The sequence below is a fragment of the Variovorax humicola genome, from assembly GCF_037889915.1.
Classification (GTDB): Bacteria; Pseudomonadota; Gammaproteobacteria; order Burkholderiales; family Burkholderiaceae_C; genus Variovorax; species Variovorax humicola.
Genome location: NZ_JBBKZV010000048.1, coordinates 1 through 15,657, shown reverse-complemented (window position 1 = coordinate 15,657; position 15,657 = coordinate 1). Strand labels below are relative to the sequence as shown.

11 protein-coding genes and 4 pseudogenes are annotated in these 15,657 nt (G+C 63.6%); 7 read left to right on the top strand and 8 right to left on the bottom strand.

Annotated elements, in window-relative coordinates:
• Nucleotides 1–128 precede the first annotated feature (128 nt).
• Together WKW80_RS34335 and WKW80_RS34330 are read right to left on the bottom strand one after the other, a co-directional pair.
• Nucleotides 129–551: pseudogene (locus tag WKW80_RS34335) on the bottom strand (ParA family protein); the annotation flags it as partial.
• An 18-nt stretch (nt 552–569) separates the two neighbouring features.
• Nucleotides 570–1,470 (bottom strand): annotated as a pseudogene (locus tag WKW80_RS34330) (IS3 family transposase); the annotation flags it as partial.
• Nucleotides 1,471–1,648: 178 nt separating this feature from the next.
• Here WKW80_RS34330 and ggt point away from each other — a divergent pair.
• A complete protein-coding gene (gene ggt / locus WKW80_RS34325) occupies nt 1,649–3,568 on the top strand; it encodes a gamma-glutamyltransferase (RefSeq protein ID WP_340368048.1) in 1,920 nt (639 codons plus the stop codon).
• Nucleotides 3,569–3,767: 199 nt separating this feature from the next.
• Here the strand turns inward: ggt and WKW80_RS34320 are convergent.
• Both WKW80_RS34320 and WKW80_RS34315 read right to left on the bottom strand, forming a co-directional pair.
• Nucleotides 3,768–4,176, bottom strand: a pseudogene (locus WKW80_RS34320) (IS6 family transposase); the annotation flags it as partial.
• Nucleotides 4,177–4,528: 352 nt separating this feature from the next.
• Nucleotides 4,529–5,002 carry a hypothetical protein gene (locus tag WKW80_RS34315; RefSeq protein ID WP_340368047.1) on the bottom strand — a complete coding sequence of 158 codons (474 nt, stop codon included), beginning with the start codon at nt 5,000–5,002 and terminating at the stop codon, nt 4,529–4,531.
• Nucleotides 5,003–5,308: 306 nt separating this feature from the next.
• Here WKW80_RS34315 and WKW80_RS34310 point away from each other — a divergent pair.
• A pseudogene (locus tag WKW80_RS34310) lies at nt 5,309–5,530 on the top strand (IS256 family transposase); the annotation flags it as partial.
• On the opposite strand, the gene WKW80_RS37615 reads toward WKW80_RS34310, so the two are convergent.
• Complete coding sequence (locus WKW80_RS37615) at nt 5,509–5,880, bottom strand: transposase family protein (RefSeq protein WP_422823028.1); 372 nt, start codon at nt 5,878–5,880, stop codon at nt 5,509–5,511. The pseudogene WKW80_RS34310 and the gene WKW80_RS37615 overlap by 22 nt on opposite strands.
• 927 nt (nt 5,881–6,807) lie before the next feature.
• Here WKW80_RS37615 and WKW80_RS34305 point away from each other — a divergent pair.
• Nucleotides 6,808–9,264, top strand: coding sequence for a molybdopterin-containing oxidoreductase family protein (locus WKW80_RS34305; protein WP_340368046.1), 2,457 nt, complete (start codon nt 6,808–6,810; stop codon nt 9,262–9,264).
• Between the two features lie 119 nt (nt 9,265–9,383).
• Here the strand turns inward: WKW80_RS34305 and WKW80_RS34300 are convergent, their stop codons facing one another.
• Entirely contained in the window at nt 9,384–10,376 is a 993-nt protein-coding gene (locus WKW80_RS34300; protein WP_340368045.1) for a Bug family tripartite tricarboxylate transporter substrate binding protein, read from the bottom strand.
• A gap of 1,006 nt (nt 10,377–11,382) precedes the next feature.
• Nucleotides 11,383–12,366 (bottom strand): ABC transporter substrate-binding protein, encoded by a 984-nt coding sequence (locus WKW80_RS34295; protein WP_340368044.1) that lies wholly within the window; start codon nt 12,364–12,366, stop codon nt 11,383–11,385.
• 325 nt (nt 12,367–12,691) lie between these two features.
• Here WKW80_RS34295 and WKW80_RS34290 point away from each other — a divergent pair, with 325 nt between their 5' ends.
• From WKW80_RS34290 to WKW80_RS34275, 4 genes are all read left to right on the top strand, one after another.
• Entirely contained in the window at nt 12,692–13,051 is a 360-nt protein-coding gene (locus WKW80_RS34290; RefSeq protein ID WP_340368043.1) for a hypothetical protein, read from the top strand.
• The gene (locus WKW80_RS34285) at nt 13,048–13,725 is read left to right on the top strand and encodes a hypothetical protein (RefSeq protein WP_340368042.1); all 678 of its coding nucleotides are present in this window, start codon (nt 13,048–13,050) and stop codon (nt 13,723–13,725) included. The genes WKW80_RS34290 and WKW80_RS34285 overlap by 4 nt, the downstream gene beginning before the upstream one ends.
• Complete coding sequence (locus WKW80_RS34280) at nt 13,722–14,066, top strand: hypothetical protein (RefSeq protein ID WP_340368041.1); 345 nt, start codon at nt 13,722–13,724, stop codon at nt 14,064–14,066. The genes WKW80_RS34285 and WKW80_RS34280 overlap by 4 nt, the downstream gene beginning before the upstream one ends.
• Nucleotides 14,067–14,543: 477 nt before the next feature.
• Entirely contained in the window at nt 14,544–14,669 is a 126-nt protein-coding gene (locus WKW80_RS34275; protein WP_340368040.1) for a hypothetical protein, read from the top strand.
• A 356-nt stretch (nt 14,670–15,025) separates the two neighbouring features.
• Here WKW80_RS34275 and WKW80_RS34270 read toward each other — a convergent pair whose 3' ends face one another.
• A complete protein-coding gene (locus tag WKW80_RS34270) occupies nt 15,026–15,358 on the bottom strand; it encodes a hypothetical protein (RefSeq protein ID WP_340368039.1) in 333 nt (110 codons plus the stop codon).
• Nucleotides 15,359–15,657 lie beyond the last annotated feature (299 nt).

The following is a 15,657-nucleotide window of genomic DNA, read 5'->3' as shown; positions in this document are numbered from 1 at the left end:
TGGCGCCCTGTGCGACGGAATCGATCTGGGCGAGTCGCCCGCTGAGGTCACCGGTTTGGATTGTTTACGCTGGCTCGGCTGCTGCGATAGGTGTCGCGGCGGCGTCTTCTCCGGATAAGGCTAGTTTCTCACCACTCCACCGCGAATGCGGTGAGCGCCTGGCTGCCCTTTGCCGCGGGATCGAAAACCACCCCAGGCAAGCCATGGCTCGGCGCCTCGGCCAGGCGGACATTGCGCGGGATCACCGTGTCAAACGCCTTGTAGCCGGCGTGGGACTTGATCTGGTCGGTCACCTGTTTCTGCAGCGTGAGTGCGCGGATCAAACATCACGAGCCAGAGACGATGATCCGAGGTTCTTGTTGAGGTTGGTATGCACCTGCTTGATGGTGACCAGATCGGTCACTCCTTCGAGTGCGAAATATTCACACTGCATCGTCACGATCACGCCATGCGCGGCGCACACCAGTTGAGGGTGAGAAGGCGAGACTGGGAGGGCAGTCGAGCAGCGCGAAGTCGTACCGGGCGCCGACACTGGCTAAGGCGGTTCGAAGGGTTTCGAAGGCGCTCCCCGTGTGTACAAGCAGTCCGGCGCCCGGCTTTCTCTGCCAGTATGCCGACCTCAGTGCCGCGCAGACCAACTTCGCATCGATCCTCTCGGACATCGACCAGCCCACGATCCGGCGGCTCGCCAGATTCATCACGACGGCCAGGTACAAGCCAGCCCTCGCCGGTTGCGACATACGTGATGTCGCCCACCCAGGCCCGGTTCGGCTGCCACCCGTCGAAGCGACGATTCAGGAGGTTGGGTGCCACCGGCAATTGATGCGTCGAGTCGGTGGTGACCACCCACGCCCGCCGGTACACCGGACGCAGTCCTTGGCGCTTGAGGCTTCGGCGCGCCCGCTCGGCGCTGACGCTCTCGCCTTGCTGGCGGAGCTGCTGCGTAATGCGCGGTCGACCATAGCTGCCTCGACTGTTGCGGTGCACGAGCTGTACCTTGGCATCCAGCACCTTGTTGGCGAGGGCCCAAGCGCTGGGCGCTCGCACGCGCCACCTGGCAGTACCCTGTGCGGGACACCGACAGCACCCGGCAAAGCCGGCTGACCGTGTACTCGTCGCGATGATTGTCGATCCAGGCGTACTTCATCGCGACCTCTTGGCAAGATAAGCCGTCGCTTTTCGAAGGATTTCCACATCCAACTTCGCGTCAGCAAGTTCCCGGCGAAGCCGGCTGTTCTCCGCCTCCAGTGCACTCACCGGGCGACGTGTTGGCACGGCTGCAGTGCCTCCAATGGCTTCGGGCGCTGCAATGCCAGTCGCTGCTCGTCGCCGCTTCCAGTTGCCCACCGTTGCCACCGGCACGCCCAGCCGGCGTGCCGCCTCGTGGCTGCCAACCGATTCCGCCCGTCTGACCGCCTCGACCTTGAATTCGTCCGTGTACTGCCGCTTCGGCAGTTTGCTATCTCGCATTTCGATTCTCCATACAGCTCAAGTTCCAACTTCTTGCTGTACGTGCAATCGGGGCAGGAATCACGACTGCAATGGTCGCCTTGGCGCACAATGGTCAGTGTTGGCAATGACACTCGCGGGCTATTTAGGCCAGGGGGCTTCGGTCGAGAAGCGCAATTGGACTGTGGAGAACTCGTTCATGGCTGAATACAACTTGATCCCGGCCCGTATCGCTATTGGGGTTGCCGCGTTGCTTGCGTGCAGCGCATTCACTTTGGTCCGCGCTGACGAGGGCGATGACCAGACGCCAGGGGTTGAGACCTCTGTCCCACGACCGCCGCATGCCAAGGGCAATCCACCCTCTTGGGCAGGCAAGGCCTTCCAGCAGGGTGTGGTCGCTGTGGCCAACCCGTATGGCGCCGAGGCCGGCGCCCAGATCCTTGAGCAGGGCGGCAACGCCGTCGACGCAGCAGTGGCCATCGCGTATGCGCTAAATGTCGTCGAACCCCAGTCGGCAGGCATCGGAGGCGGGGGGTTCATGATGATCCATTTGGCCAAGATTGGTCAGACATTCGTGATCGAGACCCGAGAGAAGGCCCCCGATGCCGCGACCGCGAACATGTTCTTCGGCGTACCGAACGCCACATTGCAGGGCGTTGCCGTGGGAGTGCCGGGCATGGTGCGCGGTACTTCGATGGCCCTCGAGCGTTTCGGCAACCTCTCGCTGACCGAAGTGATACAGCCGGCCATCAAGTTGGCCGACGAGGGCTTTGCGGCAACGCCGCGATATACGGCGGTCAGTTGCAACAACGGTGGCCGCTCCACGAACTCGCCAGAATCGGCCGCGTATTTCTGCCCCGGCGGACAGCCGATGCCGGTAGGCTCTCTGGTGCAAAACAAGCCCCTTGCCGACACCTTCCGACTATTGGCAGCCAATGGACCAGACTGCTTCTACAAACTGATCCCGGAGAAAGGCTGTGACATCGCCGCCGGCATCCTCGAAGGTCAGAAGTTCAACCGGCCTCAGGCACCCAATGGCAAGGGCGGCAGCATGACGCTGGCTGATCTCGAGAACTACCAAGCCAACGTTCGCCAGCCTGTGGTCGCGACCTATCGTGGGTATACGATCAAATCCATGTCACCTCCCAGTTCCGGCGGGCTGACGATGTTGCAGATGCTCAAGATGCTGGAACGCTTTCCGCTCGGCGACGCCAGTCAAGGCTACGGCTTCGGCTCCCTCAAGACAACCAACGTGATGATCGACGCCATGCGGATCGGATTCGCCGATCGCTCGCAGTGGATGGGCGACGCTGATTTTGTCCCGGTGCCTGCCAAGGGCCTGTTGGCCCCGAGCTATGTCAGCATGCGCGGCGCGGCCATCGTGCCGGGGCTGCGACTGTCACCGAATCCAATCGCGGGTGACCCGAGACCTTATGACACCGCAGGCATCAAAGCCACGCGACGCTTGGCTGTGGCCGAACCCGTCGCGGGCCCCGGGGAAACGACGACTCACTTTGCGGTGGCGGACAAGTGGGGCAATATGGTCACATACACCAACACCATTGAGTCTTCGCATGGCATTGGCGTGTTCGCCGGATACAAACGCAGCGATGGGTCATTCAAGAACCATGGCTTCTTGCTCAACAACGAGTTGACCGACTTCAACACCGTGCCCAGTACCAATCCGTACACCGGAAGCGCTGGTTTCAACGACGTGCAGCCAAACAAGCGGCCGCGCAGCAGTATGAACCCGACGATGATCTTCTCGCCGGACGGCACACCACTGGTGGCTTACGGATCGCCGGGCGGAGCATCGATCATCAATTCGGTATTCAATGTGACTATCAATCTCATCGATCACCAAATGTCGCTGCAGGAGGCCATCGACGCACCCCGGCTCTCTGTGACGAGTCCCGGCGGCGCAGTGAGCATGGAGCCTGGATTCACCCCGGCCACGATCATTGGGCTGCAGAGCCTGGGTTACACCGTTGGCATCACGGCGCCGGGCGGCGAAATCGGCTCGGTTCAGGCAGTGATTGTCGACGCGCACACGGGTAAGCAGTATGGGGCGGCCGACTCGCGGCGCGAGGGCACCGTGATCGGCCTTCCCCGCCAATGACACGGGCAAACGCCGCGCAACCCTCTGCCGCATTGCGACGGCGAAGTACCCCTCGTCTGAAAGCGTCGCGCACACAGTCGGCGTAAGCTTCCGGTCTTGGGAAAGCCATGGGGGTTCTGTCGCAATAGCAACGCCGGCCCGAGCATTGGTGCGCTGTCCGTGTCGCTCAGAAAGCCAGCGTGTAGAACTTCGATGCTGCGGACGAGGCTTTGTCTTTCGTCTTGGGCACCCCGTGCAGACCGATGGCCTGCTCAAAGAAGCTTCGTGCGGCCGCGTGGTCTCTGTTGGCACGAAGCAGGAAGTCGATCGTATTCGCTGTCGCGATCGACGGCTCGGTACAGATACTTTCACTGGCCAGAGACCTTGATGTACGTCTCGTCCATCCGCCAACTCGTGCCCACCGGACGCTTGCGTCGGCGAAATACTACGGCCAGCACCGGAAGGATCTTGATCGACCAACGATGAACCGGCGCGTGATCGACGAGAACGCCGCGCTCGGCCATCATCTCCTCGATATGACGGAAGCTCAAAGGGTAGGCCGCAGACCACCGCACGCAGACGCGACCGACCAGCTTGAGCGCGTCCACGCGGGCCTTGATCTTCTGCAGGTTGGCCTCGGTGGCCGCGAGCAACTCCTCGCGCTGGTGTGTGCGCAGCCGGGCGAGTTCGGGATTGCGGCACGCCACCAGGCGCTCGCCCGGGTAGTCCGGCGAGCTCAGTTCGAGCAGATTGCGCTCGTCGAACAAGCCCAGCTGCAAATGGCCCTGGTCGACCAGCGCGCCGGATCGACACGCTCTTGAGCGCCGTGATCCAGCCGATGCCGTCGCTCTCGCGCATCTTGTCAATGGCCTTATTGGAGATCATGCCGCGATCGCCCACCATCACCAGCTGCTCGATGCCGAAGTCTTCGCGCAGCCGCTTGACCTCGGGTAGCAAGGTCGGCTGTCGGCCACATTGCCCTCATGCACCGACACCGCCAGCGGGCAGCCGCGCGCATCGGTGAACCGTAGTTGACCTGCAGCATTCCCTTCCTGCCGTCGCGGCCACCAGCGCGTGGTGGCCAGCTTGGTGTGGGGTGCTGCGATGCGCGCGGCCACCATGGCCAGCACCAGGTCGCGTTCGCGGCAGGTTGGAGGCGAGCAGCGAGGCCATCTGCAGGCTGGCCATCGCCGCGCCTGTCGCCTGCACATGGCCGTGGGGGCGCGAGCGCGTGATCTCGAACGCGCAAGCCACCGGTACGAAAGTCTCGCCCTGCAGCGAGCGCCGAATGATCTCGATGAGTTCATCGGGCAGGTGCGAGAGGTTGCCCAGGGTTTCGTTCTTGACCTTGCCGTCCTCGCGGTAGCTGCGGCGCAGCAGGTGGGTGCGATAGACCTGGTCCTTGTAGGTGCGCGACGTAGTGACGACGTGAGCGGTACCAGTGCGAGCTGCCATGAAAACACCTATTAGGCGCCAAGCGCCAACAACGCAAGTCATTTTAGTGACTACATGTAACGGCCAAAAAAATCCTCCGCAGAGGAGGATTTATCAGCAGCGACAAGTACTTGCAGTCGTCGACGTGACTACAAAGGGCGAGGATCTCGGTTTAGTGACCCTTTGAGTTGCGTTTGGACTGGCGAAGAGATATTGATCGGCCACGGCACCCTCAGCTGGAAAAATCGTCGGTGTCGATGTCACGGCGGCTGTGTAAGACGCGCTCGACTCTTACGACAGGGCCGACGATCCGGAAGAAGAGGATGTATCGCCCGTGCGTGCACAAGCAGGAAGACGACAAAGGCGGCAGCGGCCGCCGCGGCGGCGTTGCCGTCCATCCCCAAGGAATTGATTGATCAGTTCGTGAAGGGGCCCATGAGCGCGGAGGCGGTGCAGGCCGCTTCGATGGCGTTCAAGAAGGCGCTCATTGAACGCGCCTTGGGCGCGGAACTGTCGCACCACCTGGGCTACCCGCCGGGTGCGGCGAAGACTCGGGGCTGACCTCGGTGCCGTATTGCTCGGCAAGGAATCCCACAGCGCCCACGCCCGCGCGGTCTTGCTGGACGGCAGCACGTCGATTGCCAGCGCCTCGAACAGCAACGTGAAGCGACTGCCTGCCTCGGCCCACGGCAAGTCTGAAGCACTCCGTGCTCCGGGCACTTCACGCGCGGCGCGCGTGCATGAAGCAACGTGCGGAACTGGCAACTGTCCAGATGGCGCCATTGCCGCTCTTCGGCATGGTCGTAGACACTCAGTTGCATACCGCATTGCGGACACGCAAAACGCGCCCCGGACGGGTGGCTCAGATGCACATCCACCCGAACGTCGGGCACCGACATCTCCACCCGTTCCACCGCCCACGGCGTTGTGACACCCAGTAGCTGCCTGTACAACTCGGTGCTGTCCATCGCATAGCGCCTGAGGAATCGAGGGACTACAGCGTAGCAAGGACCCACGAAGTCTGAAGGACCCAAAAAAGAAGCACGCAATGGCAACAGTCATCGCAATCGTGCGGCGGCTCAAGGTTTGTTCCGGGAATCTTCGCCGTACCTCCCTTCGCAATCCAATGACAGCGACCTGGCGAACCACGGCCGACGCTATCGCAAAAGGCTGCCGATCAGCAGTGCAACCGCAGAGTCCGCGGTCAATCAGGTCGTCAGCAGTCGCATGGCCAAGCATCGGCAAATGCGCTGGTCCGACGAAGCCGCCCATCTGCTGGCGCAGGTGAGGGTGCATGCGCTCAACGACGAACTCAAGCCGCGGGCAATGCCGATTTGGCTTCGCGCGCCAAAGCTGGTCCAGACTCTCGATGGAACGCAGACCTGCTCAGGAGGGCAGGGTAGCCCCCACTTTGGCCCGCTCTCGGGTCGCTACCATCGTCATCTCGACGATCAGCCTTGTACTACTCTCACGATTGCCGAACCACCGATCAGGAAGTGGATGAGCTGAATTCCTATGGAATACGGGCCCACACGCTGACATCGGCGATCGGAATCAAGACCTGCTCACTTTCCAACACCTGCCCGCAGGCCGTTGTCGTGCCGGCATCTGTGCGCCCAAAGGGCAGGTGTCGGACAATCACTTCGACTCGGTGAGCGACGGCTTCAGACCCCTGTCGCAGCCCTTCGCAAACGCGGGCGCTTGTGCCGCCGGCCTTGAACGGAGCTGTTGCGCACCAACCTTGCCAAACCCGACGTACATTACCAGTGGCGCTGCGACGTGCGGGTCGTCACGCTGGTCGGCCCGGAGCATCTGGAGACGGACACATGGCTGTTCCCAATATCGGAGCGGATTGCGCCAGCGATGCTGATCACACTGCCACGCGACGTGTCCACGGCTACTGTGCCCTTTGTATCGCCCGCTGCGGAACCGTGGCCACGGTGGAGGCAGGACGGTTCATCCGGCTCGACCCCGACCCGTCGCACCCGACCGGACAGGCGATCTGCGCCAAGGGACGTGCGGCGCCGGAGCTCACCGACCACCCGCAGCGACTCACCCACCCACTTCGTCGGACCCGTCCGAAGGGCGACCCGGACCCCGGCTGGGAGCGGATCGGCTGGGACGAGGCACTTGACCTCACCGCCGCGGCGATGCGGCGGACCGCTCAGCGGTATGGCCCGCAGTCGGTGGCCTTTACCGCGTCGTCGCCCTCGACGACGGCGATCGGAGATACCTCCGGTTTTATCCGCCGGCTGGCCAACGCCTTCGGCACGCCTAACGCGAACATCACGCTCGATCTCTGCGGTTGGGGACGCGGCTTCGCCACCCGCTACACGTACGGCGTCGCCAGCCTCGGCATCAGTGCCGGCGGTGCGATGCCGGACATCGAGCGCAGCGGCGTGCTGATCCTTTGGGGCTACAACCCCAGTTTCACCCGCCTCACCCACGCGACCGCCACCGTGGCGGCGCTCAAGCGCGGCATGAAGCTGATCGTGATCGACCCGCGCCGCGTGGGCCTTGCCGGCAAAGCGGATCTGTGGTTGCGGCCGCGGCCCGGTACCGACGGCGCGCTGGCGCTCGGTATTGCCCACGTGATGATCGAGCGCGGTTGGTACGACCGCGACTTCATCCTCCGGTTCAGCAATGGCCCGCACCTGGTGCGCGCCGACACGGGCCGCCTGCTGACCGAGCGCGATCTCGAGCCGAGCGGCGAAGCGGGCCGCCTCCTGGCCTGGGACGCCGCCGCGTCGCGACTGGTGCGCTACGACAAGACCACTGGCTCCTACGACAGCGACAGCGCCGGCCTCGCCCTGCACGGTGAGGTCCGTGTCGGCACACTGCAGGGCGATGTGGTGTGCCACCCGGCCTTCGAGCTCTACGCGCGGCTGTGTAGTCGCTACCCGCCGGGGGTGGTCGAGACAACCTGCTGGATCCCGAAGACTCAGGTAGAGGAAGCCGCGCGGCTCATCTGGCACGCGCGCCCGGCGTCGTACTACGCGTACAGCGGTCACGAGCACCACGCCAACGTCACGCAGACGGCGCGCGCGATGTCGCTGCTCTATGCCCTCACGGGCTCGTTCGACCAGCCCGGCGGCAACGTGCTGTTCGAGGCGCCGCCCGCCGCAGCGATCACCGGCGAAGACTTGCCTTCGGCACGAGAACTCGCGCACGCGGTGGGCCGCGACGAGCGCCCGCTCGGGCCGGCGCGCTGGGGCTACGTCGGTGCACGCGATCTCTACCGCGCGATCCTCGAGGGCGTGCCGTACCCCGTCCGCACCGTGCTCGGGTTCGGCGCCAACATGCTGCTGGCGCATGCCGATGGCCGCTACGGTCGTGAGGCGCTCAGGGCGCTGGACTTCTATGCGCATGCTGACCTGTTCATGAATCCCACAGCCGAGCTGGCCGATGTGGTGTTGCCGGTCGCCTCGGCCTTCGAGCGCGAAGGGCTGAAGATCGGCTTCGAGGTGAACCAGGACGCGCAATCATTGATCCAGCTTCGTTCGGCGGTTGTGCCGCCGCCGGGCGAAGCGCGCTCGGATTCCGAGATCGTCTTCGACCTCGCTACGCGCCTCGGCCTCGGCGCCCAGTTCTGGAACGGTGACGTCGCGGCCGCCTACCGCCACCAGCTGGCGCCGACCGGCGTCACTCTGGAGCAGTTGCGCGCCGCGCCGGGCGGCGTGCGCGTGCCGCTGCAGACCCGCCACGCCAAACATGCCGAAGAGGACGCGAATGGCGTGCCGCGCGGCTTCGCGACGCCTTCGCGTCGGGTCGAGGTGTATTCGCAGGTCTTCCTCGACCACGGCTATGCGCCGTTGCCCGAATTTGTCGAGCCGCCTATCGGTCCCGTCGCGCGGCCCGACCTGGCGGCGCGATTTCCGTTGATCCTGACAAGCGCGAAGTCGTCGGTGTTCTGCGAGAGCCAGCACCGCGGGCTGCGCAGCCTGCGCAAGCATGCTCCGCATCCCGAGGTGACGTTGCATCCCACGGCGGCGCAGGCCCGCGGGATCGCGGAAGGCGACTGGGTGGCGATCGAGACGCCTGAGGGCAGCGTGCGCGCCCGCGCGCGATTCAACGAGAACCTCGATCCCCGTGTGGTGGTGGGCGAGCACGGTTGGTGGCAGGGCTGTGCCGAACTCGGCTTGCCCGGCTACGACCCCTTCGCGTCGAGCGGCGCCAACCTCAACCTGCTGATCGGCACCGCGGCGCGCGACCCGGTCAGCGGGACCGCGGCCCATAAGTCCTACCTGTGTGAGATTCGGCTTGTTGCGCAAGACCAGGCGTGAGGCCTCAACTTCTTATCGAGGCGCGGCTTGGCGTCAGGGCGAGCCGAACGCCCCTGGCAACCGACGAGCTGACACCGTCTGGAATCCACGTTGGGGAACCGTTCACCCTACCTGGCCACTCAGTTCAGCTTGATGTCGTAGGTCTTCACGATGCCGGCGTTGCGTTCGTATTCCTCGCGCACCGCCTGCCCCAACTTGTCGACGGGCTGGTCCTCGATGGGGTCGAAGCCGTTGGCCAGCAAGCGCTGCTTCAGTGCTGGCGAGGCGCCGATATGGGCCAAGGCGGCGTGGATTTTCTGAACCAGCTCAGGAGCCATCTTGCTGCTAGCGACCACACCCATCCAGTTGCCGAACACCAGATTCGGGTAGCCCAGTTCCGTCATCGTCGGCACGTTGGGCAACTGCGGCGAGCGCGACTTGGACGCCACGCCGAATACCTTGAGCTTACCGCTGTCGATCAGCCCCTTGGAAGTGGTGAGCCCGTCGAACATGACAGGAATGCGTCCCGACATCACGTCCACCAGCGCCGGAGGCGAGCCAGGATAGGGCACGTGCTGCAAGTCCAGCCCTGCCTCCTTGCTGAACATCAGCCCTGCGTACTGTGAGCTGGTGCCGGGGCTGTACGAGGCAAAGCCGAACTGGCCCGGCTTGCCCTTGAGGTAGGCCACCAGTCCCTTCACGTCTGACGCGGGCAGCGTGGGCGAGCCCACGAGCACGGACGTGCCCTTGGCCAGCGCGGCAACGGGCTTCACGTCCTTCAGCGGGTCGAAGCCACCCTTGAGCACCAGGGGCACTTCGGTGAGGACGTTGCTCGCGCACACCACCAGCGTGAGGCCGTCCGCTGGCTGCGACAACATGTACTTCAAAGCGATCGCGCCACCCGCCCCAGGCCTGTTTTCCACGACCACGGTCTGGCCCGATTGCGTCGCCAAGGCGTCGCCCACCAGCCGAGCGAACACGTCGGCCGAGCCACCCGCAGGCCCGGTCACGACCAGATGGATCGGCTTGTCCGCCCAGGCGGCGGCGTTGGTGGCGAAAGCGCTGGGCGTCACCAGGAATGCGCAGGCGGCAGCGGCGAGGGCGCGGCGGCGGCTGACGAGTAATTGGGGCATGGGCGTCTCCTGTTGTGGTGCTGTGAATGCCCTGAATCTTCGCGCCACCGCCCAAATGCCGCTTCGCTTTCCGTGCCAATCGCTTTGCTTTTGACGCCAACGGCATGGCCCCACATCGTCGATCTGGCGCGCGCCAAAGTTCCTGGCGCACGGCTTCGGCCAGGTTGCGCTGCAGTGATCCTGCGTCCTTTGCGTAGTAAAAATGCGACCGCTGCCTAGTTTGCGCGATGATCGCGCAACGACCTTTCTGCTTGGTCCGGTTAGCGTTGTATCGCGCGATGCATATCGCAACCTGCGAACTGGGCGGGGAGGGGAGTTCTGCAACGATTCACTGGTCTCGTCATGCGATCGGCTTCTGCCTTCGATGAAGCTGCATTCGCTGGGCGGAACATTGCGAAGCCGGACTCAACATCAATGATCGTGCTGCCGTCCGCATTGGTCAGGTGCCCTCGGTGAATGACTCGGCAAGGGGGTGGCCTCGATTGCCAGCCAGGTCGGCAAGGCATCGTTGTTGGAGAGCATCCATTCCCTGGGGGTGTGCAGGGCAGCAAAGGTTCGGGGGTAGGGCGTCTTGCCTTAGGTAGTCGCCGCCGGCCGACCCTGACCGGATCTTTGCTGCACTGCACACCCCCAACTTCTGGATGCTCTCCTATTCTGAACGGCGAACTAGCGGGGCAGTTTCGTCGTTGGTACTCGGGCTTCAACGTCGAAGGACAGGAGCCGCTCGCCGCGTCGTGGACCCCTCACTTCTGGCTGCTCTCCAAGTCGCGCATCAACCCCATTGCTCGGGTTCAAGGTCTTTGATCGCGCTGGCGTGGAGTTGCTGCATTGCATCCGCAAGGACCAGTTCAATCTCGCCGGGGCTACGCCTTCGAGGCCAAGCTGCGCCTTCGATCTGGGAGCTGCGCTTTCGGCCTAACCGACGCGACGCATTCGCGCGGTTGTCCGCCCATGTCGAAAATTCGCGCCAGAGCCAGCTTGCCAACCCTCGACATGGCGAAATGCTTCAGTCGATGACAGCATCCGCGCGTAGCAGCAGGGATTGCGGGACCGTCAGGCCAAGCGCCCTGGCAGACCTCAGGTTGATCACCAAGTCGAACTTGGTCGGTTGCTCGATTGGAAGGTCGGAAGGCTTTGCGCCTTTTAAGATTCTGTCCGCGTAACCAGCCGCCCTACGATAGACGTCGCGAATGTCGAATGCCCAGGATACCAGTGCGCCCATCTCGGCGGCAAGGCTGATTGGCCCGATGACTGGGATCCGGCCTGTGCGTGCTCGCTCTAGAATCTCCGACAGGTTGTTGTAAAAAAGGCCTTCGGCACCCATGACCAGCGCGTCAACAGGCGCACGCTTCATGGTCTCGAAGGCCGGACCCAGCTCACCGGCGCTGGCAACCGGAAGGATCAGCAACTTCAGACCCAGTTGCTTGGCGGCAGCCTCGTTTTGGACCACATAGTGGGCATACTCGACATTGGTCGGGTTGGCCAAGATCGCGATCCGTGTTGCGCCAATGACAGCCTCGCGTGCCAGTTCAAGGAACTTGCCCCAGTTCGACAGTGGTTGGCTCAGACCGGTCACGTTGCCGCCCGGACGGGCAAGGCTGTCGACCAGGCCGAACTTTACCGGATCGGCTAACGAAATTGCCAAGATCGGGATCGACGTGGTTGCCTGCTTGGCTGCCTGCGTCGCCGTCACTCCGGACGTGACCACAATCAAATCGACGTTGAGCGCGACCAGTTCGCGCGCCAGAGCCGGAAAGCGTTCGTAGTGCTGATCTGCCCAGCGATACTCGAAGCTGACTTCCTTGCCCTCATTCCAGCGCAGTTCGCGAAGGGCCGCGATGAAAACCGGAATCAAGTCGCTTGCAACGGCAGATTGCTGTACGTTGCCGAGAACGCCGATCCGGCGGACGCGTCCTGCTGGTTGCGCATTCACTGCGATCGGCACAACCAGGGCACAGCAAGCGAGTACAAGTTTGCGACGGCTTTTCACGGTGACCACCTTCGTTCGCGCGCAGCGGCGAGATTGACCTGGTGCGCGAACAAGTCCTTGTCATTCTGCGCCGATGTCGATGGGCACGACGTTTCGTGGTCTGACGCGTCGAGCTTGCCTGGGAACCCCGCACGCACGGTGGGTCGAGGCTATGCGCGCTGATCAGCATGTGGAGTATGCCTACCGCGCATTCAACGCACCATCGCCGTGAAGGAGAGTGTTCAAAAGCGTGGGAGGCTGCGAGTCCCGGCGGCGTTGCTTCGAGTTGCTGATCCGGCGGCCATCTTCGCTACTCTGGTTGTCATCGAACGGTCGGAGACAAACCATGCACTTGATCATTGAGGCTCGAATCGCTGAGGCCGCCGACACCGGCGATGCGGTGGACGGTGCGGTGACGTTGGCCGTGCTCGAGCGGCGCGACCGCAATCTTTCCAAGTTGGGCCTCACCCTTGCAGAAGGCCGTGCCCTGCTGGCCCGGGCCCAAGACGTATTGGTATTGATCTCGCAGCAGATCGACGGGTGGATGTCGGGCGAGACGAACTGCCGCCGGTGCGGCATGGCGCTCAGCGACAAGGACACTCGCAGCATCGTGATGCGGACCGTGTATGGAAACGTGGCCGTCAGGAGCCCCAGTTGTGGTCGTGTTGCTGCCGTGCGGCACCAGGGACAGCGCGCAGCTCCGTGAGTCCGCTTTGCAAGGCGCTGCCCAAGCGGGTGACGCCGGAACTGGAATACCTTCAGGTGGAATGGGCCGCCCATCTGCCCTACCGGCAGGCCACGGCACTGCTCAAGGAGGTCCTTCCACTGGACAAGCAGATCTCGTTCAGCGGCACAGGGCAAAGGATTCATGCGGTCGCAAGGCAACTCGATGCCGAGGTGGAGCGCGATATCGCCAACCAGCCGAAGGCCGCCGCTAGCGCCGACACCATCGGCCCACGGCGCGAAGCCACCAACATTGCGTGCGTGAGCGTCGATTCGGCATGGTTGAAGCACCACAGCACCCCCAAGGGCCGCCAAGCTGCGCGCGCCGGAGCCAAGCTTCGGTCGCCTTGGTCGCCGGCACCGACCTTGCAACGCCACGTGAACATCGTTGCCGGGCGAGCTGCGTTTGCAGACCGTGCTCCCCGCGTGCACGCGCATGTGCACAAGCAGGTGCCCTCGGCGGCCGCGCGATTGGATCAGTTCCTCGCCCGAAGCGGTGTCGGGCCCAACGAGCGAGTGACGGTGATCAGCGATGACGCGGGCGAGTTCGCGAAGGCGGTCCAGGGCAGCCAACTTGCCCGAGGCAGGATCCTTGACTGTTTTCACATCGCAATGAAGTTCAAGGCGGCGGAGAACTCGGTGTTCGGCGCGCGATGATCGAACCGCTGGAGCGAGCCTGGGTGCAGAGCGAAATCCGCAGCGCCAAGTGGTTCGTCTGGCACGGCAAGGGTGGCAAGTCCGTGGCGCGAATCAAAGCGCTCGATGACGCGTTGATGGTCAGGAAGGGCTACGAATATTCGACGCTCCGAATATTCGACGCTCTGGTGGAATCTCCAGCGCGTGTCTGGCTATATCGAGAACAACGCCGGCACGCTGGTGAACTACGGGGCGCGTCACAGAAGGCGCTTGGCTATCAGCAGCAGCATCCCAGAGTCGGCAGTGAACTTGGTCGTGAGCCATCGGATGGCGAAGAAGCAGCAAATGCGCTGGACCGATGAAGGGGCCCACTGCCTCGCGCAGGTCCGCGTTGCTGCTCTCAACGGCGAGCTGTCGCCCAGTCGACTGGCGAAGTTGACCAAGGCGTCAAAGACGGGCACACGGCTCGCGTGCCATCCGCCGTAACGGAGGCGGGCTCCAGAGGAGTCCAGTGCTTGACCTTCGGAATCAGCCTCCCACACTTTTTGCACACTCTCCTTCACGCAACGGGTGGAAGGGCGGGCATCGGGAGATGCTGCGCGAGCTGGCGCGCGCACTGAAGGAACAAGGAGACGGACGCGCCGAAGCATGGTCGTAGCAGTCGCCAGGGCTGACCAACAGGACTTGAGGCTTCATGTTGCAATTGGAATACGCTCGAATTGGGGCCGGCTTTCTCCGGCGCGGTCGCCGGTACCCACTTTGCGGACGCCTTACCGTTCTGGTCGAAATGTCGAGCAGCAACGTCGACAAGTTGTTCAAGGGGCGGGCGGCCGGCGGACATGCCGATCGAACAACCTTCGAAATTCGCCTTGGTCACTAACCGCAAGACCGCCGATGCGCTGGGGTTGCCCATCCCGCGGGAACGGGTGCAGCAGGCGATCTGGATCGCGGTGCTTTCCGCTTGAACGGCGCAACGCACTTACGAAGTCGTTCGATCGTGCGGAAAATTTGGACCAGAGCCCTGCGAACGCTCGGCGGCAGCTTTCATCGGCTGCGGCAAGGCGGCATCGATGATGAACTTTCCGACGTTGTTGCGGGGTTCAAGGCGCAGGGCGCAGGGCGCAGGGCGATGAATGGCGCTCGGATTCGGGAATAGTTTCCCAATGTGCCGTAGCGCACGGACACACGCCAGGGATCTCGCCATGCTGCGTGCTGACAGTCTGTCGGCGCTGGTAGAGGATGCTTCGGCGCCCGCCCGTCACTGAGCGGTCCTCGATGCCGGCGACTGTCTTCTCCATCGGCGCGCTGCGCAAGCCGGTTCTCAGGCACCGCGCTTCGACGCGCGCGTGTGTTCGCGAACATCCTGTAGCGCATCAATCGTTTCTTGCCCCGCAGAGCCCCTTTTCCTCGCCCCTTTAGTTTCGGGAAGCAACTCGCCCAACTGCTGGACCGCGTCCAGCATGGCGTGCGCGGAACTCGCTTCGATCGTGCGTCGCCGCGTGTTGTCGGTGCGCAGCGCGATGTGGAGAAGATCGAGTTGCGCGGCGCACTCCAGCACGACTGCCTGAAAACGGCGAATGTCATCCGTCGAGGCCGTCGGCAGCGCCTCGGCGACTGCGGCTGAGCGCAACTGCGCCACGATGCCCGTCAACAAGTCGTCCGATCGCCGATTCGTCGCTCGCCGACGCTCGCATCGGGGATGACAGTGCACCGACGTGTGTCTCCATGCGGCGCTTGAAGCCCGTGGAATCCGATGGGTTTATGAGTCTCAGCGTTCGCCGGACCGCGCTTTGGCGGCCAGATGGCCGCGGGCCGTCACTCGCATCACGATGGCATTGCCGGTATAGGACTGGACTCCGTGAACCTGGTGCGTAAGCGGCAGATCGGCGTCGACCAGACCCGCTCTTCGAAGCGCCGCCAGTTTGTCTATCTCGCTGTCGTCAACGACCCTGG

Coding starts and splice junctions, on each gene's coding strand:
- WKW80_RS34275 (WP_340368040.1), top strand. CDS start 14,544: ATGCCGATCGAACAACCTTCGAAATTCGCCTTGGTCACTAACCGCAAG.
- WKW80_RS37615 (WP_422823028.1), bottom strand. CDS start 5,880: ATGTCGGTGCCCGACGTTCGGGTGGATGTGCATCTGAGCCACCCGTCC.
- WKW80_RS34300 (WP_340368045.1), bottom strand. CDS start 10,376: ATGCCCCAATTACTCGTCAGCCGCCGCCGCGCCCTCGCCGCTGCCGCC.
- WKW80_RS34305 (WP_340368046.1), top strand. CDS start 6,808: ATGGCTGTTCCCAATATCGGAGCGGATTGCGCCAGCGATGCTGATCAC.
- WKW80_RS34290 (WP_340368043.1), top strand. CDS start 12,692: ATGCACTTGATCATTGAGGCTCGAATCGCTGAGGCCGCCGACACCGGC.
- ggt (WP_340368048.1), top strand. CDS start 1,649: ATGGCTGAATACAACTTGATCCCGGCCCGTATCGCTATTGGGGTTGCC.
- WKW80_RS34280 (WP_340368041.1), top strand. CDS start 13,722: ATGATCGAACCGCTGGAGCGAGCCTGGGTGCAGAGCGAAATCCGCAGC.
- WKW80_RS34315 (WP_340368047.1), bottom strand. CDS start 5,002: ATGGCAGCTCGCACTGGTACCGCTCACGTCGTCACTACGTCGCGCACC.